The organism is Pseudomonas sp. S5F11 (assembly GCF_019641515.1).
Lineage (GTDB): Bacteria > Pseudomonadota > Gammaproteobacteria > Pseudomonadales > Pseudomonadaceae > Aquipseudomonas > Aquipseudomonas rhodesiae.
On the sequence record NZ_JAIFJZ010000001.1, the window covers coordinates 2,601,253 to 2,620,587 of the forward strand.

Genomic DNA, 19,335 nt, shown 5'->3' on the forward strand with positions numbered 1-19,335 from the left:
ACTGCTGGTACAACGCCCCCAAGGCCGGAACAACGCCAGTTCAGTTTCGGGGCCAGGAAAAAACGTTGCTGAGCATGAATCTCAGGCGACTACCGAATAAACCCTGACGAACTTGCGTGAGGGAATTGAACATTACCGCTATAATCGCCGACTTTTCGTCAGGCTATACGATTTCAGACATGAGCCAATCCAGCGACCTTATTCAATCCGCACAACGCACTATCCGCCTCGAGCTTGAAGCCGTAGAGGGTTTGCTGGCCCATATCGACGCAGATTTCGTACGCGCCTGCGAGATGATCCTGGCCAGCAAGGGTCGCGTTGTCGTGGTCGGCATGGGTAAATCCGGCCATATAGGCAACAAGATCGCCGCCACCCTGGCCAGCACCGGCACCACAGCGTTTTTCGTGCATCCGGCCGAAGCCAGCCACGGTGACATGGGCATGATCACCAAGGATGACATCATCCTGGCCCTATCCAATTCCGGCACCACCAACGAAATCGTGACGCTGCTGCCGTTGATCAAACGCCTAGGCATCCAGATGATCAGCATCACCGGCAACCCGGAATCGACCCTGGCCAAGGCTGCTGAAGTCAATCTGAACGTGCATGTGGCCCACGAAGCCTGCCCACTGAATCTGGCCCCGACCTCCTCCACTACCGCCGCGCTGGTCATGGGAGATGCCCTGGCCGTGGCGCTGCTGGAAGCTCGCGGGTTTACCGCCGAGGACTTCGCGTTTTCCCACCCGGGCGGTGCGCTGGGCCGTCGCTTGCTGTTGAAGGTGGAGAACGTCATGCATTCGGGCGATGAGCTGCCTCACGTCCAACGCGGCACTCTGCTCAAGGACGCATTGATGGAAATGACCCGCAAGGGCCTGGGCATGACGGTGATCCTCGAAGCTGATGGCCGCCTGGCCGGCGTATTCACCGACGGTGACTTGCGTCGGACTCTGGACCGCACCATCGATATCCATACCGCCACCATCGATGCGGTGATGACGCCCCATGGCAAGACCGCGCGTCCTGACATGCTGGCAGCCGAAGCGCTGAAGATCATGGAAGACCATAAAATCGGTGCGCTGGTAGTGGTCAATAGCGATGACCGCCCGATTGGCGCCTTGAACATGCACGATTTGCTGCGTGCGGGAGTGATGTAATTGAGCAACGACCTGTTACAACGCGGCAAGCGCATCAAATTGGCCGTCTTCGACGTTGACGGCGTGCTGACCGACGGCCGCTTGTATTTCCTCGAAGATGGCAGCGAATTTAAAACATTCAACACACTGGACGGCCAAGGCATCAAGATGCTGATGGCCGCAGGGGTACAGACCGCCATTATCAGCGGTCGCAAGACGCCAGTGGTGGAACGTCGCGCGCAAAACCTGGGGATTCCTCACCTGTATCAGGGCCGCGAGGATAAACTGGTAGTTCTGGACGAACTATTGGGCCAACTCAACCTAAGCTATGAACAGGTCGCCTACCTCGGTGACGACCTGCCCGACTTGCCGGTGATCCGCCGGGTCGGGCTGGGCATGGCGGTGGCTAACGCGGCGGCGTTCGTTCGCGAGCACGCCCATGGCATCACCACTGCCCGTGGCGGCGAAGGTGCCGCCCGCGAATTCTGCGAGCTGATACTGCGCGCCCAAGACCGTCTTGAAGCGGCCCACGCCGCCTACCTATAGAGCGTTTTATGCTGAGCAAAAAGATTCGCAACTTCCTGTTATTCGGAGTCATCGCCGCGCTGTTCCTGGCGGTGGGCTACTGGAATATCAGCCCGGAGCGGTTTCTCGACCGACCTGTGGCGCAGGTCGACGATGGGGCTATCGACTATTACGCCACCAACGCCTACAGCGTGCAGTTCCTGCCCGATGGCAAGGTGCAATACGAAATGACCTCGGACAAAGTCGAGCATTTGAAGGCCAGCGAGGTGACCCTGCTGACCAACCCGGACTTGAACCTGTATCGCGGCACGGAGTTTCCGTGGCACGTGACTAGCAAGCGTGGCGAGGTGAACCCAGATGGCACCGAAGTCGAACTGATCGACTCAGTGCGCGTCGCGCGTACCGATGCGCAGAACCGCGACACCATTATTACCAGCAGTCGCATGACCGTATTCCCACAGAAGCAATATGCGCAGACCGAGCAAGACGTTAGAATCGACGGCGCTGGCGGTGTATCGACTGGCAAGGGAATGAAAGCGTATTTGAAAGAAAGCAGGATACACCTGCTATCGAACGTAAGAGGACAGTATGAGGCTCGTTAAAACTCTCCCGATTTTGCTCGGTCTTGGCGCAGCACTGGGAAGCGTGAGCGCCTGGGCTCTGCCGAACGATAGCGAGCAGCCTATCCGCATCCAGGCTGACGATGCTCAGTTGGATGACAAGCAAGGCGTTGCCACTTACAAGGGCGACGTGATCATTATTCAGGGTTCGATGAAGATCACCGGCAACACGGTAACTCTGACGCGCACCCCGGCAGGCGACATCGACGTGGTGACGTCGGTGGGCAACCTTGCCTACTTCGAACAGAAGCAAAAGGCAGAAGATCCAGGCCCGATGAAGGGCTATGGCAAGACCATCCAGTATCATGCGCAGCAGAACCGCATTGTGCTGATCGATCAGGCCAAGGTGCTGAGCGCCGACGGTAACTCCACCGAAGGCGAGAAGATCGTGTACAACACCAAGACTCAGGTCGCCCAGGCGGGCCGCGCCAACGGTACCAAGGTCAGCGCACCGCGCCCACGCATCGACATGGTTATCCAGCCGAAGAAGAAGGCCGAGTAATGGCAACCCTGAAAGCCCAGCATCTGGCCAAGGCCTATAAAAGCCGTCAGGTCGTGCGCGATGTCAGCCTGTCGATTGACAGCGGCCAGATCGTCGGCTTGCTCGGCCCCAACGGTGCCGGCAAGACCACCTGTTTCTACATGATCGTCGGCCTGGTTCAAGCGGACCAAGGCCGCGTGCTGATTGACGATCTGGACGTCAGCCACCAACCGATGCACGGTCGCGCCCGCGCCGGTATCGGCTATCTTCCGCAAGAAGCGTCGATCTTCCGCAAACTCTCGGTCGCCGACAACATCATGGCGATCCTGGAGACTCGCAAGGAGCTTGACCGGGATGGCCGTCGCGCGGAGTTGGAAAACCTGCTGCAGGAGTTCCACATCAACCACATTCGCGACAACCTTGGCATGAGCCTGTCCGGTGGCGAGCGTCGTCGTGTGGAAATTGCTCGCGCACTGGCCACCGCGCCCAAGTTCATCTTGCTGGACGAACCGTTTGCCGGCGTCGACCCGATTTCGGTTGGCGATATCAAACAGATCATCCATCACCTCAAGGCCAAGGGCATCGGGGTATTGATTACCGACCATAACGTACGTGAGACCCTCGATATCTGCGAAACCGCCTATATCGTCAACGATGGTCAACTGATCGCCGAAGGCGATGCCGCCACCATCCTGGCCAACGAACTGGTCAAGGAAGTGTACCTGGGCCACGAGTTCCGCCTGTAAACAGCCTTTAGCAAGGCGTTGGCAGGACGTTAGCCTGGTGCGCGGATGCAATGAAAGCCTCTGGATTTTTATTGTTACCGCGCTCTAGGCAAAGCCCCCGATATCAGGCATATAATTTGCTTATGTTTGGCGCTCACGCGCCCTGTCGTGGATGGCGCATTGCGCCGGCGAATAAGGTGTTAAGCCCCTGCCATGAAACCATCGCTAGTCCTGAGAATGGGCCAGCAGCTGACGATGACACCGCAGCTGCAACAGGCCATCCGCCTGCTCCAATTGTCGACCTTGGACCTGCAACAGGAGATCCAGGAGGCTCTGGAGTCCAATCCGATGCTCGAACGCCAGGAAGAAGGCGACGACTTCGATAATGCAGATCCGTTGGCTGACAACATCGAGCAAAAACCCAACTCCGATGTGCAGGAACCCTCCTATCAGGAAACCGCCCCGACGGTGGATAACCTGGAGGAAGGTGAATGGAACGAGCGTATTCCCAACGAGCTTCCCGTGGACACTGCCTGGGAAGACGTCTACCAGACCAGCGCCAGCAGCCTGCCCAGCAGCGACGATGACGAGTGGGATTTCACCACCCGGACTTCCGCCGGCGAAAGCTTGCAAAGCCACCTGTTGTGGCAGTTGAACCTGGCGCCGATGTCGGACACCGATCGGTTGATCGCCGTGACCCTGATCGACTGCATCAACAACCAGGGCTATCTGGACGAAACCCTTGAGGAGATCCTTGAGGCCTTCGACCCGGAACTGGATATCGAGCTGGACGAAATCGAAGCCGTCCTGCACCGCATCCAGCAGTTCGAGCCTGCCGGCATTGGCGCCCGCAGCCTCAGCGAGTGCCTGCTGCTGCAATTGCGTCAGTTGCCCGCCAAGACCCCTTGGCTCAGCGAAGCCCAGCGTTTGGTCACCGATTACATCGATCTGCTGGGCAGCCGCGACTACAGCCAACTGATGCGACGCATGAAGCTCAAGGAAGACGAGCTGCGCCAAGTCATCGAGCTGGTGCAAAGCCTCAACCCTCGCCCAGGCTCGCAGATCGAGTCCAGCGAAGCCGAATACGTTGTCCCAGACGTTATCGTACGCAAGGACAACGAGCGCTGGCTGGTGGAGCTGAATCAGGAGTCGGTGCCGCGCCTGCGCGTCAATCCGCAATATGCCGGGTTCGTGCGCCGCGCCGATACCAGCGCCGATAACACCTTCATGCGCAATCAGCTGCAAGAAGCGCGCTGGTTCATCAAGAGCCTGCAAAGCCGCAATGAAACCCTGATGAAAGTCGCCACCCAGATCGTCGAGCATCAGCGCGGCTTCCTGGAATACGGCGACGAAGCGATGAAACCGCTGGTGCTGCATGACATCGCCGAGGCGGTCGGCATGCACGAGTCGACAATTTCACGGGTGACCACGCAGAAATTCATGCATACCCCACGGGGTATTTATGAGCTGAAGTACTTTTTCTCCAGCCATGTCAGCACTTCCGAAGGCGGCGAATGCTCGTCCACGGCGATCCGCGCGATCATCAAAAAACTGGTTGCCGCGGAAAATCAGAAAAAGCCGTTGAGTGACAGCAAGATCGCTGGTTTACTGGAGGCACAAGGCATTCAGGTCGCCCGTCGAACCGTCGCCAAATATCGCGAGTCCCTTGGGATCGCGCCTTCCAGCGAGCGTAAGCGTTTGATGTGACGGGCGGGCCATAGCGTTCCAGTGGCAGGCATCCCGGCCTGCCGCTTTATGCACTGGCAACGAAGGAGAAGCTGTATGCAAGTCAACATCAGTGGACACCAGCTGGAAGTCACCAAGCCCCTGCGTGAGTACACCGAGAGCAAGCTGAACAAGCTTGCGGGGCACTTCGACAAAATTACCAATGTGCAGGTCATCATGGAGGTCGATAAGCTCAAGCAGAAAATCGAGGCCACCCTGCACATACCGAATGCCAAAGTCGTCGCCAATGCCGAACATGACGACATGTATGCCGCGATTGACTCGCTGTACGAAAAGCTTGACCGCCAACTCATAAAGCATAAGGAAAAGAATCTGCACCTGATGCAAGGTACAGGTCGCTAACTCTCCCCCCCATGATCCGACTTGAAACTATCCTGACCCCCGGCCGTTCCCTCGTGAACGTGCCGGGCGGCAGCAAGAAAAAAGCCCTCGAACAAATTGCCAACCTGATCGCTCGCGAAGTGCCGGATCTGGAGATGCAAGATGTCTTCGAGGCGCTCGTCGCCCGTGAAAAACTGGGTTCCACCGGTTTTGGTAACGGCATCGCGATTCCACACTGCCGCCTCAAAGGGTGCGCAGATCCGATAAGCGCTCTGATACACCTGGAAGCCCCCATCGATTTCGACGCCATCGACGGCGCACCGGTCGACCTGCTGTTTGTCCTGCTGGTCCCGGAAGCTGCCACCGATGCGCATCTGGAACTGCTTCGGCAGATCGCCAGCATGCTTGATCGCAAGGAAGTACGTAACAGACTACGCAGCGCCAGCAGCAATGAAGCGCTCTATCAGGTTGTTCTGGATGAACAAAACGAGAAGTAATCATGCGTTTGATCATCGTCAGTGGCCGCTCCGGCTCTGGTAAAAGTACTGCCCTGAATGTTCTGGAGGACAGTGGCTTTTATTGCATCGACAACCTGCCCGCCGGGTTGCTGCCGGAACTGGCCGAACGCGCGCTGATCCACACTGAGCTAGCGCAGCCGCTGGTTGCCGTGTCGATCGATGCCCGCAACTTGCCCAGCCACCTTTCCCGGTTCCCTGAGCTGTTGGAGGAAGTGCGCGCCAAGCATATTCACTGCGATGTGCTGTACCTGGATGCCGACGAGGAGACCCTGCTCAAGCGCTTCTCCGAAACCCGGCGGCGCCACCCGCTCAGCAGCCCCCATCGCTCCCTTGCCGAAGCGATTGAGGACGAGACCAAGCTGCTGGGGCCGATCATCGATCTGGCCGACCTGAAGATCAATACCACCAGCCTCAACCTGTATCAACTGCGCGATGCTATCAAGCTGCGGCTGCTGAACCAGCCGGAGCCTGGCACGGCCTTTCTCGTGGAGTCCTTTGGGTTCAAGCGCGGCATGCCGGTAGACGCCGATCTGGTGTTCGATGTGCGCTGCCTGCCTAACCCTTACTGGAAGCCGGAATTGCGTGACCAGTCCGGGCTGGATCAGCCGGTCGCTGATTACCTGGCGGCGCAACCGGATGTGGAGGAGATGTTCCAGGACATCTCCACTTACCTGCTCAAGTGGCTGCCACGTTTTGCCGCAAGCAACCGAGCCTATGTGACCATCGCCATCGGCTGCACCGGCGGCCATCACCGCTCGGTTTACCTGACGGAGCGCCTGGGTCAGGTGCTGCAACAAACCCTCAAGAACGTCCAGGTTCGCCACCGCGACCTCAGCTGAAAGGAACACTCACGCGATGCCCGCTCGTGAAATTGAAATCATCAACAAGCTGGGCCTCCACGCCCGGGCCTCGGCAAAATTTGTCGGCGTTGCTGGAAAATACCCCTGCAAAATCCGCGCAGGACGCACGCCGGAGTCGATGGTTGATGGCAAAAGTATCATGGCGATGATGATGTTGGCGGCCGGCAAGGGCACTACGATTCACCTGGAGACCGAAGGCGATCAAGAAAAAGAGGCAATGGACGCCTTGGTAGAGTTGATCAACAACTTCTTCGACGAAGGGGAATAACCTCCCGGCGCTTTATCCCAACGCGGTATCCATCGCCATCATCACGCAAAACCCGATACATAGGCCCAGGCTGGCTAGCTTTTCGTGGCCATTGCGCCGCGACTCCGGGATCACTTCGTGAGTGACCACCAGCAGCATCGCCCCAGCGGCCAGCGCCAGCCCAAGGGGCAGCAGCATTTCCGCCAGGCTTACCAGCCAGGCGCAGAGCACGGCAAATACGGGTTCGACCAGCCCCGACGCGGCGCCGATCATGAAGGCCTTGACCCGCGACATGCCCGCACCCGCCAGCACCAACGCAATCACCAGGCCTTCGGGCACATCCTGCAAAGCAATGCCCATGGCCAGGCTATCGGCATCCGGCATTCCGCCCCCCGCCGATACGCCCACCGCCATGCCTTCCGGAATGTTGTGGGCAATGATCGCAAACACAAACAGCCAGATGCGTGGCGCAATCACCGGGTGCTCCGGCGTACCCACCAGCATTTCCGGGCTGGCGCCTGAGACCTTGCGGTCAACCAAATAAAGCCCGAACGCCCCCAACATGATGCCGAAGCTGACCAGGCCACTGGCCCCCCAGGGCGAAAGCCCAAGGCTTTCAGCTGCCGCGATGCCCGGCACCACCAGCGAAAACGCGGTGGCAGCCAGCATCACACCCGCCCCGAAGCCTAGCAACGTATCGTTCAAGGCAGCCGGCATGCGTTTTATCACCAATACCGGCACCGCGCCCAGTGCAGTGCCCAGGGCGCAAATCGAACCACCCTGCAGCGCCCGCAGGATGCGCGGTTCCAAGTCGAGCCAGGCCAGACCATGGGCCACCAGCAATGCAGTACCTGCCAACAGCAGCAGCGAGCCAAATGCATAACGAAACAATCGCACGCTGCCGATCGCCAGAGTTTCAGTGCCCATAGTCGGCCTTAGTGCTTGTCATGGAGAGACGCATCAAGCCATGGCAGCCTGATAGCGGGCGGCGACTTCTGGCCAGTTGATAACACTGTAGAAGGCATTGATGTATTCCGGGCGGCGGTTCTGATAGCGCAGGTAATACGCGTGCTCCCAGACGTCCAGTCCAAGGATCGGCGTATTGCCATTCATCAACGGGCTGTCCTGATTGCCGCTGCTTTCCACCACCAGTGTCTTCTGCGGGGTGACGCTCAACCAGGCCCAGCCACTGCCGAAGCGGGTCAACGCCGCTTTGGTAAACGCCTCTTTGAAACTCTCGAAACCGCCCAACTGCTGGTCAATTGCCTGACCCAGCACGCCCTCCGGTTTGCCGCCGCCCTGGGGCGACATCACTTCCCAGAACAAAGAATGGTTGGCGTGCCCGCCTCCTTGGTTGATCACAGCCGCACGCAGTTTTTCCGGCAGTTGTTGTACGCTGGCGACCAGTTTTTCTACCGGCCATTCAGCGAACTCAGTGCTTTGCACCGCTGCGTTGAGGTTATTGATGTATGTCTGATGGTGCTTGGTGTAGTGAATTTCCATGGTTTGCGCATCAATGTGCGGCTCCAGGGCATCGTAGGCATAAGGCAAAGCAGGCAAGGTGTAAGCCATATCAGTGTGCTCCGTAGTGAGGCGTGGTCGGTTGGGCTGCGGCACCTCCGAGCAAGCGATGGGTACGCGGGTACTCGCCGTGCTCGCTGATGAAATTCAACAGTTCAACGTAGGTTTTGCTGCTCTGGCGCGCTGCGGCGTCACGCAGTTGCGGGGTGAGGCGTGGGTCCTGCATGGTCTGCAGCAAGCGTTGGTGAATGGCGCACAGATACTCCGCGCTTTCTTCCGGCTGGTTGAGGCGCAGGTGCAGGTCCGCGAGGTTGTGATGGGAAATCACGCAGGCTGCCACGGCCTCGTCGGCATCCGCCCAGCGTTCGAACAGCACCTGGGCCAGGGCAAGGGCCTGCAGATACGCCTCGCGCGCGTCCACCCATTCGCCCTGCATGAAGCATCGATTAGCCCGTTCGATCGTGCGTTTCCAGTGCTCCATGGTGAGCCTCCAAAGCAGGGTGGGGTGATTACACGCCGCCGGCGGTGAGTTTTTCCGGGTCCAACAGCGTTTCCAATTGGCTGCGCGGCAAATCGGTGTGTTCAAGCGCCACATCGAGCACCGGACGCCCCTGCTGATAGGCCTTCTTGGCGATTTCAGCGGCTTTCTGGTAACCGATGATCGGGTTGAGCGCTGTCACCAGAATCGGATTGCGCGATAACGCCTCGTTGAGCTTGGCTTCGTTGACCTTGAAGCTGGCGATGGCTTTATCGGCCAGCAGGCGGCTGGAGCTGGCTAGCAGCTCCAGGCTGCTGAGCAAGTTCTGGGCGATGACCGGCAGCATCACGTTTAGCTCAAAATTGCCGGACTGACCGGCGACGGTGATTACCGTGTCATTGCCGATCACCTGCGCTGCGACCATGGCGGTTGCTTCCGGAATCACCGGATTGACCTTGCCCGGCATTATCGACGAGCCCGGTTGCAGCCCCTCCAACTCGATCTCACCCAGACCTGCCAGCGGACCGGAGTTCATCCAGCGCAGGTCATTGGCGATTTTCATCAGCGACACCGCAGTGGCTTTCAACTGGCCTGAAACGGCGACGGCGGTGTCCTGAGAGCCAATCAATGCAAACAGGTCCTTGCCCGGCGTGAACTTAACGCCGGTCAGGCTGCTGAGTTGCTGGCTGAAGCGCGCCGCGAATTGCGGATGTGCGTTGATGCCAGTGCCCACCGCAGTCCCGCCTTGGGCCAAGGCTTGCAGGCTGGGCAGCAAATCCTGCAAGTGGCCGATATTGGCCTTGAGTTGCTGCGCCCAACCGTTGAGTACCTGGCTCATGCGCACGGGCATGGCGTCCATCAGGTGCGTACGGCCGGTCTTGATAAAGGGGTGAACCTCTTCAGCCTTGTGTTCGATCACCTGCACCAGATGCAGCAGAGCCGGCAGCGCTTGCTCATGCAGGACCAGTGCGGCACTCACATGGATAGTGGTGGGAATGATGTCGTTGCTGCTCTGGCCGCAGTTCACATGGTCATTGGGGTTGACCGCCTCACCCAGCAAACGGCTGGCCAAGGTTGCAATCACTTCATTGGCATTCATATTGGAGCTGGTGCCGGAGCCGGTCTGGAAGATATCCACCGGGAAATGGCGCATGTAATCGCCTTCCAGCAAGCCCTGGGCGGCATCGACGATGGCCTTGCCCTGCCCTTCGCTGATTTGCTTGAGCTCCACGTTCACCTTGGCAGCCGCCGCTTTGGCCAAGATCAGCGCGCGAATGAACTGCGCGGGCATTGGCTGATGGCTGATCGGGAAATTGTTCACCGCGCGTTGGGTCTGGGCGCCATACAGGGCATCGGCGGGAACATGCAGTTCGCCCATGCTGTCGCGTTCGATACGGGTGTTACTCATCGGAAGATCCTTGCACCAGGTCAGAAACAGAAAGGGACGGCAGCAACTGGCACGTTGCCAACTGCCAGGCAAAGGCCTGCCAGCGCTTGAGGCGACAGGCGCAATGAGAGAGTTTTTCCAGGTCGCGCAACGGGCGCCAGGCTTGATCCAGACACAGTGATCGCCAGTGCCAGGGCAAGGCGATATCACTGGCGGTGTCGATCAACAGGCGAAACGAGGTTTCAGCGATGGTCCACGGGTGCGTTGCGGTGCAGCACGCCAGGTATCGACCCTCGCTGAGGTAATGTTCGATCAGCCGCGGTTCGTTGGGGTCCAGACCGCAGCGGATCTGACGGCTCATCCAGCGCCAACTTTCCAGGTAAGGATCCTCGTGCAGGACAGAATTCATGATCCACACTCGCTCGGTAATGATATTTATTATTAAATGATATTGAGAATCAAAACAAGCATAGGCGTTAAGTCGACTTTTCAGCCGCCCACAAAAAAGGCGCGCCATCTGTGAGATGGCGCGCCTTTTTTGTGGGCGGTCAGTCGGAAGGATCAGCTGCCGGCGACCGTCATCCGCTCAATCAATACCGAACCGGTGTGGATGTTGCTGCGCCGCTCTACGTCATTCCCCACCGCAATGATTTGCTTAAACATGTCACGCATATTGCCAGCAATGGTGACTTCCTGGACGGCAAACTGAATCTCGCCGTTCTCCACCCAGAACCCCGCCGCGCCGCGCGAATAGTCACCGGTGACCATGTTCAGGCCATGGCCCATCAACTCGGTGACCAGCAGGCCACGGCCCATACGCCGCAACAGCGCTGCCTGATCTTCATCGCCGTGGGTCACGAACAGGTTATGCACGCCCCCCGCATTCGCGGTGCTGGGCAACCCGAGCTTGCGACCGGAATAAGTACCCAGCACATAGGACACCAACTCGCCTTTCTCGACGAACGGCTTGGCATAGGTCGCCAAGCCATCACCGTCGAACGAGGTGCTGCCCATGGCACGCATCAAGTGCGGGCGTTCATCGATGGTCAGCCATTCTGGAAACAGCGTTTGGCCGATTGCCCCTTCCAGGAACGAGGATTTGCGATACAGATTGCCGCCGGAAATCGCCCCGAGGAAACTGCCGAACAAACCGCCGGCCAGTTCCGCAGAAAACAGGACCGGCACTTCGCAGGTCGGCACCGGACGCGCGCCCAGGCGGCTCGCGGCACGCTGCGCGGCCTTCTGGCCGATGCTGACAGGGTCAGCCAGGAGTTCGCCCTGACGGTTCACGTCATACCAGTAATCCCGCTGCATCTGGCCATTGGCCTCGGCGATCATCACGCAGCTCAAACTATGGCGAGTGGACGCGTAACCGCCGATAAAACCGTGGCTGTTGCCGTATACACGGCAGCCTTGGTGGGTATTGAGCGTGGTGCCATCGGCGTTCTTGATCCGAGAATCGGCGTCAAATGCTGCGGCCTCACAGACCAGCGCCTGCTCGATGGCCTGTTCCGGGGTGATGTCCCAGGCATGGAAAAGATCAAAGTCCTTTACATCCTTGGCCATCAGGGCTTTATCGGCCAGACCCGAACTTTCATCCTCGGAAGTGTGCTTGGCGATCGCCAATGCAGCGGCAACCGTCTCGCGGATCGCCTCCGCGCCACTGGCCGAGGTACTCGCCGAACCTTTGCGCTGCCCCACATACAAGGTGATGCCAAACCCCTGGTCGCGATTGAACTCAACAGTTTCCACTTCACGCTGACGCACCGACGTCGACAGCCCCTGCTCCAGCGACACCGCGACTTCACAGGCACTGGCCCCCTGGCGCTTGGCCTCGGCAAGAATCTGCTCGACTTGTTCCTGCAGTGCCGGTAACGCTTGCGGACCGACGCTTTGGGCTGCACTCATGGTTTTCTCCACTCAAATTCTGCTTTCGGTTAAGGCCATCGAGCGACCGGGCCGGACAAGCGGCCCCCGACTGGTTATCATGGCGGCGTTTCTTTGCGGACTGCCACCATGGTTGATTCTTACGACGACTCCCTCGATGGGGAGAAAAGCAAATCCCAGGTCAAACGTGAGCTGCATGCTCTGGTTGACCTCGGCGAGCGCCTTACAACGCTCAAAAAAGACTTGATTGCCAAACTGCCACTGACCGACGAAATGCGCCGGGCGCTTGCGGATGCGCCCAAGCACACCTCGAATATCGCGCGCAAACGGCATATCTCGTTTATCGGCAAGCTGATGCGCGATCAGGACATTGACGCCATTCTCACCTTGCTCGATCAAACCGATGCCTCCACTCGCCAGTACAACGAACGCTTCCATAACCTGGAGCGTTGGCGTGACCGCCTGATCTCGGGCGATGACGCGGTGCTGGAGAAGTTCGTGCTGGACTACCCGGACGCGGACCGCCAACAACTGCGCTCCCTGATCCGTCAGGCCCAGCACGAGCTGGCGCATAACAAGGCGCCGGCCACCAGCCGTAAAATCTTCAAGTACATCCGTGAGCTGGACGAGACTCAACGCGGCCTGCGCTGATCCTCTTCCCCGGGTGGCGGCCTTCGCCACCCGTAGCTCCCGTGCTTACGAGCCCGTGCCCCCCACGGTGATCGCATCAATCTTCAGCGTTGGCTGGCCGACACCCACCGGCACCGACTGCCCATCTTTACCGCAAGTACCCACGCCGCTGTCCAGGGACAGATCGTTACCCACCATGGACACCTTGCTCATGGCTTCCGGCCCGTTGCCGATCAACGTGGCGCCTTTGACCGGCGCGGTGATTTTGCCGTCCTCGATCAAATACGCCTCGCTGGTGGAAAACACGAACTTACCGCTGGTGATATCCACCTGGCCGCCGCCGAGGTTGGCACAGTAGATGCCGCGTTTGACCGAGGCGATGATTTCCGCCGGGTCGCTTTCGCCAGCGAGCATGTAGGTGTTGGTCATGCGCGGCATCGGCAGGTGCGCATAGGATTCGCGCCGACCGTTACCGGTGCGTGCCACACCCATCAGACGCGCGTTGAGCTTGTCCTGCATATAGCCCTTGAGCACGCCGTTTTCGATCAAGGTGGTGCACTCGGTAGGGGTGCCTTCGTCGTCCACGCTCAGCGAACCACGGCGACCGGCGAGGGTACCGTCGTCGACGATTGTGCACAGTGACGACGCCACGCGCTCGCCCATGCGCCCGCTGTAGGCCGAGCTGCCCTTGCGGTTGAAGTCACCTTCCAGGCCGTGGCCCACTGCTTCGTGAAGCAACACCCCGGACCAACCCGACCCCAGCACTACGGGCAACGTGCCCGCTGGCGCCGGAATGGCTTCCAGATTCACCAATGCCTGACGCAGTGCTTCACGGGCATAGCCCATGGCACGATCCTCACTGAGGAAATAACGGTAATCGGTTCGCCCGCCACCGCCATGGCCGCCGCGCTCGCGACGGCCGTTCTGCTCGACGATCACGCTGACGTTGAAGCGCACCAGCGGCCGCACATCCGCCGCCAGGCTGCCATCGGTGGATGCCACCAAGATGCGCTCCCACACACCGGCCATGCTGACGCTGACCTGCTGGATACGCGGGTCGAGGGCGCGAGTGGCGGCGTCGACACGCTTGAGCAGCTCGACCTTCTCGGCACGGCTGATCACTTCCAAAGGATTATCCGGTGCGTATAGCTGGGCCACGTCCTGGCTGCTGAACGCCTGCACCGTGCCATGCTGGCCGGCGCGGGAAATCGAGCGCGCCGCGCGAGCCGCCAGCCCCAGGGCTTCCAGAGTAATGGCGTTGCTGTAGGCAAAGCCGGTTTTTTCACCGGACTGCGCACGCACGCCCACGCCTTGGTCAAGGTTGAAACTGCCTTCCTTGACGATGCCGTCTTCCAGGGACCAGGACTCGGAAATCTGCCCCTGGAAATACAGGTCGGCCGCGTCGATGCCCGGCCCGGCCAGATCACCCAGCACCGTTTGCAAGTTTTCGATGGTCACGCCACCGGGTGCCAGGAGGTGTTCACTGACTGAGGACAACAACTCGCTCATAGATTTGGCCTTAAATTCATCGTTCCGAAGCAGGCCGCTGTGCGCCCTGCGAGAAAAAGCGCCGGTGGTTGACCACCGGCATGCGCGCCCGAATCGACGCTTGTTCACTGCTGTCGCGAGCGGCTAACAGCACCGCTTCGCCTTGATCCTGTTGTGCCAGCACCCGTCCCCACGGGTCGACAATCGCCGCGTGGCCGTAGGTTTCCCGTGGCCCCGGATGCACACCGCCCTGAGCCGCCGCGAGCAGGTAGCATTGGGTCTCGATGGCCCGTGCCCTAATCAGCACATCCCAATGCGCAGCGCCGGTCACTGCGGTAAACGCCGACGGCGCGGTAATCAGTTCGGCCCCCGCTGCACGCAATTCGCTGTACAGCTCCGGGAAGCGCAGGTCATAACACACCGACAAGCCCAAGCGCCCCACCGGCGTGTCCGCCACCACCACGTTGCTTCCAAAAGCATAGTCGTCGGACTCGCGATAGCGACCTCGCGCATCGGCAACGTCCACATCGAACAGATGCAGCTTGTCGTAACGGGCAGCGATTTCGCCATGGTCATCGATCAATAGCGAGCAGGCGTTGGACTTGGCCTGCGGTTGGCCCTCTGGCGGCAACGGCAACGTACCAGCCACTATCCATAAGGTGAGGTCGCGGGCGGCTTGTTTCAACCATGGCAGGATCGGGCCCTCGCCCAGTGCCTCGGCGCGACCGATGTCCGCCACATCGCGACGGCCCATGGCAGCGAAGTTTTCCGGCAACACCGCCAGCTTCGCCCCGCCCGCCGCCGCTTGCTCAAGCAGGCGCCGAGCCTGCGCCAGGTTGGCCAGCACGTCACTCTGGCTGACCATTTGAATTACCGCAAAGGACATGGGGCCTACTCCGCAATGGACATGCACCAGGAAAAAAGAGCCCCCATGCTACCGCGCAGGCACTCAGTTTGGTTTTTCGAATGGCTTGTCAAAGGTGATTTTGGGGTCCTTCCAGGGCCCTTCCACCTTGTATTGCACGCTGGCGAAACGTGACACACGGTCGCCGATCAGCTTGTCGATCAGGAACAGGGCACCGCCAACCGCTGGCGCACCGACAATCAATGCGGCAATCGGAAGGTTATTGGTGACCGGTAACGTCACCAGCAGCTTCGCATCGACGCGATCGGCTACCAGGTCCAGCGTGCCATTGAGTTCCAGGTTACTCGACGGCCCAGTCAGGGTGATCGGCTCACGGGTGACGAATACTCCATTGCTGGCCGCCAGCAGGCCTTTGACGCGGTCATAGCTCAATCCCTTGCCGAGCAGGTCGGAGAAGTCCAGACGCAGTCGACGGCCGATGGAGTTGAAGTTGAGCAGGCCAAACACCCGCAGGGCCTGAGCTCCGCCTTCCACTTCGACGAACTGGCCTTTGCGGAATGCAGCGTCCAGGCTGCCGGAGAAGCGTTTCGGCCCCACCCAGGCCGGCGAGCCCGGCCAGCGACCGTCTACATCCAGATGGAAGTCCTCGCTGGTCACGGTTGGTGCAAAGCCCCAGCCCTTGAGCACGTCGGCAATGTTTTTGCCGTCCAGGCGACCTTTGTACCAACTGCTGCTATCGCCCGGCGCCCCTTCCCAACCACCTGCCCCTTTGAGCTGCATGCCCTTGAGGCCCAGATCCAGATTGTTGAAGGCCAAGCCTTTGGCGGTAGGCCGGATCTTCAGCGACCAGGCCCCTATCAGGTCAGGCCCCTGGAACAACTGATCGATGCTGATATCCAGCGCCGGAATATCCTTGGGATCGACGCTCGCCAACGGGTCCGGCGCATTTTCATCCGCCTGGACGGTCGGATCCACGGCCGGCAGTTTTACGTACTGCAGGTCGACCACAATCGGCGCGCCCTTGGCGTCCGGCAGGCTCACGCGGCCCTTGGCCTGCTGGCTGTCGAGCTGCATGGCCCAGGCTGCGGGCTTGCGGTCCAATTGCAAACTGACCTGATCGAACTGGGTGCCCAGGCCGGTAAGCTTGCCGATTTTGAAATCGGCACTGCTCAGCAGTTGCTTGGCGCTGCCGCCAGGATCGTTGCCGGCGTACTGATTAACCAGTTTTTTCCAAGGGTCGATATCCAGCTCCGAGAGCACGCCACGAACCCGTAACCCCTTGCTACCCGGCAGCACCGCGTCACCGTCACCGAGGAACAGCTCACCGCGGCCCTCATTGAATTTGTCCGGCGGCGCAGCGAAGGTGAAATTCGCCAGCTCGCCGTAGTCGAACCAGTAACGCCGCTCGGCGCCCTGCAAGGTCATGCGGAATGTGCTGTCACGCCCCTGACTGGCCGGCATGCCGAACGGTGCCGGCAAATCCACCGCCACCCCTTTGAGGTTGGAACTGACCATCAGTTGGCTGTCGGCTCCGTCCAGATTGAGTTGCAACTGGTAGGGGATATCGCCGGACACGGGCAACGGCTGAGTGATTTTCAACCAGTCGGTCAGCCGCTTGACCGTGACCTGGCCCTTAGCAACCACGCGGGTGCTGATATTGCCCGGTTTGCCATCGGCGAAGATCTGCGCCGTGACCGGTCGCTCGAACACCTGGGCGGAGATGTTCTGGCCACTGAGCCCCTTGGCGCTGTCGAAACGGAAATCGCCCTTGAGCTGCGTCAGGTCCAGGGTTGGCTCGGCCAACTGCAGGCGGGCCTTATCGGTCTGGAAATCCACCACGATCTTGGGCTCGGTGCCTTTGGCCAGGGGGATGTCCAGGTCGAGCTTACCTTGCAGATCGCCCTCGCCCTTCCAGCCGGCGAATGTCGACGCCGTGCCGATCGGGGCCTCTTGCAGGATTTTCAAACCGTCGCCCAGGCCGCCGGCGAAATTGCCGGTGAGCAGCAGGTGGCTGTCTTTGCCCGCCGGAGCGTGGGGAATGTTGACGTAGATGTCCTTGACCTGAGTGTCGAGCAACTGGCCCTTGCTGGCCAGAATGCGCACGCCGCTCTCCTCGACGAACACCTCACCATCGACCTTGCTCACATGAGGCCAGCCCGGCTGGAAGGCCAGCTCGGCGTCATGCACTTTGAAAAACAGGCTGATATTGCGCGCCGCTCGCACCGCATCGTGGTTCAGCGAGCCTTGGTACTGGAAGAAGCCTTCGTCCACCGCCCCCTTGAGAATCGCCGTGCGCAGCCATTCATCCAGGGCCGGGCTCAACACCGCCGGCAGGTATTTGGGGGTAAAGCGTCCATCACCGTCCACCAGGCCGACGCGCAGGTCCATGTAGTCTTCCTGGCTGTGGTCGAAATGCAGGCGGATCAGGAAGTCGGCGGCGATCTTGCCTTCCTCCCCCAGCACCTTGATGTAAGGCGCAATCAGGGTGAAGCCTTGCTTGTCCAAGGTCCACGTGAGGCGCGCATTGGCCTGAATGTATTGCCAGGGCTTGGCGAAAATCGGGTCCAGGTGCAGGGAAAAATCCTTGCTGTCCATGCGTAGCTCGCCATGGCCCAGGTTCCCGCTGATGCTGCCGGATACATTGCGCGCGGCCGGCGCGCCGAAATAGGCATCGAAACCCACGCGTTCGAGGTTGGCGGCGAAACTGACTTTTTCATCGGTGCTGTCCTGGGGGCGGAAGTCCACCAGCACATTACGCAGCAAGCCCGTCGCCTTGAGATGCTCGACGGTTTTGGCGAAACCCTCCGGCAGCGGCGCCAGCGCGTTGAGCAACGGGGTAATGGGGGTCAGGTCCAGCCGATCGGCCTGTAGTTTCCAGACTTCCTGGTCCTTATCGGTGGCCAAGGTCTGCTGCAATTGCAGGCGCGATTCCCAGCGGGTTTCCCCCAGGCTCATCGCCAGCGAATCGAACAGTACTTTGAGGCCTGTCTCGCTGCGTTGCAGATACGCGGTAAGGGCAAGGTTTTCGATATGTACCGGCTTGCGCTCGGCGTAGCTGCCTTTGACCTGAGGCGAATTGAGGCGCGCCACGGCGCTTTGCACGGTGCCGTTGCCCCAGTTCAGCCAGAACTCGCCACCGGCCTTCAATTGCGTGAGTTTCCACTGCTGCGTCAGCCGAGCCGGAATCCACTTGGCCCAGTCGCTCTGAGGCAGACTCAGGTACGCCTGGATCTCGGCATCCCTCCATTGGCTGGCGCGGATGCGGCTGCGCAGGCTCATGGCCAGCGGCTGGCCGTCGGGCAGGGTCAGGCGCGCGTCGAGACGCTGGCGGGTCATGCCGGTGTGTAGGCTCAGTCCCACGTAAGTCAGGGTCAGCGGCGGCTGATCGAACGGCTGCAAGGTTACCTGGCTGTCGAGCAGCGACACACGCTTGACCATCTGCATGCGGGTAAGCAGTTGCTGCGGGTCGAGGGGCTGATCGTCCTGTAACGGCAAGCCCTGCAAGGCCCAGCGGCCGTCCTTGTCTTCCTTGGCACTCAGTTGCAGCCCGCTGAGCTGCAGGTGGGCGATGCGCACTTCACGGGCGGTCAGGCTGGCCCAGATATCCGGCACCACTTCAACCTGATCCAGGCGCAAGGCACTGCTGCCCTCGCCCACCATCACGTCATGGGCGAGCAGCACGGGCGCGAAGCCGCTCCAGCGGCCTTCAAGGCTGCCGATGTGCATGGGCATGCCTAGCGCGGCCTCCGCCTTGGCCTGGACCTCGGCACGATACTCGGCCACCAGCGGGGTCAATTCACGTCCAAGGCTTACGTAAACCGCCGCCAACACCAGCAGCAAGGCGCACAAGCCCAGGCCCCAACGGGTCAAGGCGGCAAAAAAGCGTGTCAGACGCTCCATGTC

20 protein-coding genes are annotated in these 19,335 nt (G+C 60.1%); 11 read left to right on the plus strand and 9 right to left on the minus strand.

Going from position 1 to position 19,335, the window contains the following annotated elements:
* The first annotated feature begins 179 nt into the window (after positions 1 to 179).
* The 10 genes from K1567_RS11770 to K1567_RS11815 all read left to right on the plus strand — a co-directional run bounded on the left by K1567_RS11770 (position 180) and on the right by K1567_RS11815 (position 7,197).
* Entirely contained in the window at positions 180 to 1,154 is a 975-nt protein-coding gene (locus K1567_RS11770) for a KpsF/GutQ family sugar-phosphate isomerase (RefSeq protein ID WP_034095918.1), read from the plus strand.
* Positions 1,155 to 1,679 (plus strand): HAD family hydrolase, encoded by a 525-nt coding sequence (locus tag K1567_RS11775; RefSeq protein ID WP_034095917.1) that lies wholly within the window; start codon positions 1,155 to 1,157, stop codon positions 1,677 to 1,679.
* Positions 1,680 to 1,687: 8 nt separating this feature from the next.
* A complete protein-coding gene (lptC, locus tag K1567_RS11780) occupies positions 1,688 to 2,260 on the plus strand; it encodes an LPS export ABC transporter periplasmic protein LptC (protein ID WP_034095916.1) in 573 nt (190 codons plus the stop codon).
* On the plus strand, positions 2,247 to 2,780 hold the full coding sequence (gene lptA / locus K1567_RS11785) for a lipopolysaccharide transport periplasmic protein LptA (protein ID WP_034095915.1): 534 nt from the start codon (positions 2,247 to 2,249) through the stop codon (positions 2,778 to 2,780). Before lptC ends, lptA begins: the two co-directional genes overlap by 14 nt.
* Positions 2,780 to 3,505, plus strand: a complete 726-nt coding sequence (gene lptB, locus K1567_RS11790) for an LPS export ABC transporter ATP-binding protein (protein ID WP_034095914.1) — start codon at positions 2,780 to 2,782, stop codon at positions 3,503 to 3,505. Before lptA ends, lptB begins: the two co-directional genes overlap by 1 nt.
* 192 nt (positions 3,506 to 3,697) lie before the next feature.
* Entirely contained in the window at positions 3,698 to 5,191 is a 1,494-nt protein-coding gene (locus tag K1567_RS11795; RefSeq protein ID WP_034111779.1) for an RNA polymerase factor sigma-54, read from the plus strand.
* A gap of 75 nt (positions 5,192 to 5,266) precedes the next feature.
* Positions 5,267 to 5,572: a ribosome hibernation-promoting factor, HPF/YfiA family gene (gene hpf / locus K1567_RS11800; protein ID WP_034095912.1), complete on the plus strand. Its 306-nt coding sequence runs from the start codon at positions 5,267 to 5,269 to the stop codon at positions 5,570 to 5,572.
* A gap of 11 nt (positions 5,573 to 5,583) precedes the next feature.
* On the plus strand, positions 5,584 to 6,048 hold the full coding sequence (gene ptsN / locus K1567_RS11805) for a PTS IIA-like nitrogen regulatory protein PtsN (RefSeq protein WP_034095911.1): 465 nt from the start codon (positions 5,584 to 5,586) through the stop codon (positions 6,046 to 6,048).
* 2 nt (positions 6,049 to 6,050) lie between these two features.
* Entirely contained in the window at positions 6,051 to 6,908 is an 858-nt protein-coding gene (rapZ, locus tag K1567_RS11810) for an RNase adapter RapZ (RefSeq protein ID WP_034095910.1), read from the plus strand.
* A gap of 16 nt (positions 6,909 to 6,924) precedes the next feature.
* Positions 6,925 to 7,197 carry an HPr family phosphocarrier protein gene (locus K1567_RS11815; protein ID WP_034095909.1) on the plus strand — a complete coding sequence of 91 codons (273 nt, stop codon included), beginning with the start codon at positions 6,925 to 6,927 and terminating at the stop codon, positions 7,195 to 7,197.
* 12 nt (positions 7,198 to 7,209) lie between these two features.
* Here K1567_RS11815 and K1567_RS11820 read toward each other — a convergent pair whose 3' ends face one another.
* The 6 genes from K1567_RS11820 to pmbA form a co-directional block, all read right to left on the minus strand.
* Positions 7,210 to 8,103 carry a ZIP family metal transporter gene (locus K1567_RS11820; RefSeq protein ID WP_034095908.1) on the minus strand — a complete coding sequence of 298 codons (894 nt, stop codon included), beginning with the start codon at positions 8,101 to 8,103 and terminating at the stop codon, positions 7,210 to 7,212.
* Between the two features lie 33 nt (positions 8,104 to 8,136).
* Positions 8,137 to 8,748 (minus strand): superoxide dismutase, encoded by a 612-nt coding sequence (locus tag K1567_RS11825; RefSeq protein WP_034095907.1) that lies wholly within the window; start codon positions 8,746 to 8,748, stop codon positions 8,137 to 8,139.
* 1 nt (position 8,749) lies between these two features.
* Positions 8,750 to 9,178 carry a hypothetical protein gene (locus tag K1567_RS11830; RefSeq protein WP_034095906.1) on the minus strand — a complete coding sequence of 143 codons (429 nt, stop codon included), beginning with the start codon at positions 9,176 to 9,178 and terminating at the stop codon, positions 8,750 to 8,752.
* 28 nt (positions 9,179 to 9,206) lie between these two features.
* Positions 9,207 to 10,583: a lyase family protein gene (locus K1567_RS11835; protein ID WP_034095905.1), complete on the minus strand. Its 1,377-nt coding sequence runs from the start codon at positions 10,581 to 10,583 to the stop codon at positions 9,207 to 9,209.
* Positions 10,576 to 10,971 carry a hypothetical protein gene (locus K1567_RS11840; RefSeq protein ID WP_034095904.1) on the minus strand — a complete coding sequence of 132 codons (396 nt, stop codon included), beginning with the start codon at positions 10,969 to 10,971 and terminating at the stop codon, positions 10,576 to 10,578. The genes K1567_RS11835 and K1567_RS11840 overlap by 8 nt, the downstream gene beginning before the upstream one ends.
* A gap of 152 nt (positions 10,972 to 11,123) precedes the next feature.
* Positions 11,124 to 12,470 (minus strand): metalloprotease PmbA, encoded by a 1,347-nt coding sequence (gene pmbA / locus K1567_RS11845; RefSeq protein WP_034095903.1) that lies wholly within the window; start codon positions 12,468 to 12,470, stop codon positions 11,124 to 11,126.
* Positions 12,471 to 12,578: 108 nt separating this feature from the next.
* On the opposite strand from pmbA, the gene yjgA reads away from it, so the two are divergent.
* A complete protein-coding gene (gene yjgA / locus K1567_RS11850) occupies positions 12,579 to 13,100 on the plus strand; it encodes a ribosome biogenesis factor YjgA (protein ID WP_034111774.1) in 522 nt (173 codons plus the stop codon).
* A gap of 45 nt (positions 13,101 to 13,145) precedes the next feature.
* Here yjgA and tldD read toward each other — a convergent pair whose 3' ends face one another.
* The 3 genes from tldD to K1567_RS11865 all read right to left on the minus strand — a co-directional run bounded on the left by tldD (position 13,146) and on the right by K1567_RS11865 (position 19,332).
* Positions 13,146 to 14,588, minus strand: a complete 1,443-nt coding sequence (gene tldD / locus K1567_RS11855; RefSeq protein ID WP_034095901.1) for a metalloprotease TldD — start codon at positions 14,586 to 14,588, stop codon at positions 13,146 to 13,148.
* A gap of 16 nt (positions 14,589 to 14,604) precedes the next feature.
* Positions 14,605 to 15,453, minus strand: a complete 849-nt coding sequence (locus tag K1567_RS11860; protein WP_220698518.1) for a carbon-nitrogen hydrolase family protein — start codon at positions 15,451 to 15,453, stop codon at positions 14,605 to 14,607.
* 63 nt (positions 15,454 to 15,516) lie between these two features.
* Positions 15,517 to 19,332 (minus strand): YhdP family protein, encoded by a 3,816-nt coding sequence (locus K1567_RS11865; RefSeq protein WP_220698519.1) that lies wholly within the window; start codon positions 19,330 to 19,332, stop codon positions 15,517 to 15,519.
* Positions 19,333 to 19,335: the final 3 nt, after the last annotated feature.

Bases quoted from the DNA above. Each gene is read 5' to 3' on its own strand.
- K1567_RS11770 (WP_034095918.1), top strand. From the start codon at position 180: ATGAGCCAATCCAGCGACCTTATTCAATCCGCACAACGCACTATCCGC.
- lptC (WP_034095916.1), top strand. From the start codon at position 1,688: ATGCTGAGCAAAAAGATTCGCAACTTCCTGTTATTCGGAGTCATCGCC.
- lptA (WP_034095915.1), top strand. From the start codon at position 2,247: ATGAGGCTCGTTAAAACTCTCCCGATTTTGCTCGGTCTTGGCGCAGCA.
- lptB (WP_034095914.1), top strand. From the start codon at position 2,780: ATGGCAACCCTGAAAGCCCAGCATCTGGCCAAGGCCTATAAAAGCCGT.
- K1567_RS11795 (WP_034111779.1), top strand. From the start codon at position 3,698: ATGAAACCATCGCTAGTCCTGAGAATGGGCCAGCAGCTGACGATGACA.
- hpf (WP_034095912.1), top strand. From the start codon at position 5,267: ATGCAAGTCAACATCAGTGGACACCAGCTGGAAGTCACCAAGCCCCTG.
- ptsN (WP_034095911.1), top strand. From the start codon at position 5,584: ATGATCCGACTTGAAACTATCCTGACCCCCGGCCGTTCCCTCGTGAAC.
- rapZ (WP_034095910.1), top strand. From the start codon at position 6,051: ATGCGTTTGATCATCGTCAGTGGCCGCTCCGGCTCTGGTAAAAGTACT.
- K1567_RS11815 (WP_034095909.1), top strand. From the start codon at position 6,925: ATGCCCGCTCGTGAAATTGAAATCATCAACAAGCTGGGCCTCCACGCC.
- K1567_RS11820 (WP_034095908.1), bottom strand. From the start codon at position 8,103: ATGGGCACTGAAACTCTGGCGATCGGCAGCGTGCGATTGTTTCGTTAT.
- K1567_RS11825 (WP_034095907.1), bottom strand. From the start codon at position 8,748: ATGGCTTACACCTTGCCTGCTTTGCCTTATGCCTACGATGCCCTGGAG.
- K1567_RS11830 (WP_034095906.1), bottom strand. From the start codon at position 9,178: ATGGAGCACTGGAAACGCACGATCGAACGGGCTAATCGATGCTTCATG.
- K1567_RS11835 (WP_034095905.1), bottom strand. From the start codon at position 10,583: ATGAGTAACACCCGTATCGAACGCGACAGCATGGGCGAACTGCATGTT.
- K1567_RS11840 (WP_034095904.1), bottom strand. From the start codon at position 10,971: ATGAATTCTGTCCTGCACGAGGATCCTTACCTGGAAAGTTGGCGCTGG.
- pmbA (WP_034095903.1), bottom strand. From the start codon at position 12,470: ATGAGTGCAGCCCAAAGCGTCGGTCCGCAAGCGTTACCGGCACTGCAG.
- yjgA (WP_034111774.1), top strand. From the start codon at position 12,579: ATGGTTGATTCTTACGACGACTCCCTCGATGGGGAGAAAAGCAAATCC.
- tldD (WP_034095901.1), bottom strand. From the start codon at position 14,588: ATGAGCGAGTTGTTGTCCTCAGTCAGTGAACACCTCCTGGCACCCGGT.
- K1567_RS11860 (WP_220698518.1), bottom strand. From the start codon at position 15,453: ATGTCCTTTGCGGTAATTCAAATGGTCAGCCAGAGTGACGTGCTGGCC.
- K1567_RS11865 (WP_220698519.1), bottom strand. From the start codon at position 19,332: ATGGAGCGTCTGACACGCTTTTTTGCCGCCTTGACCCGTTGGGGCCTG.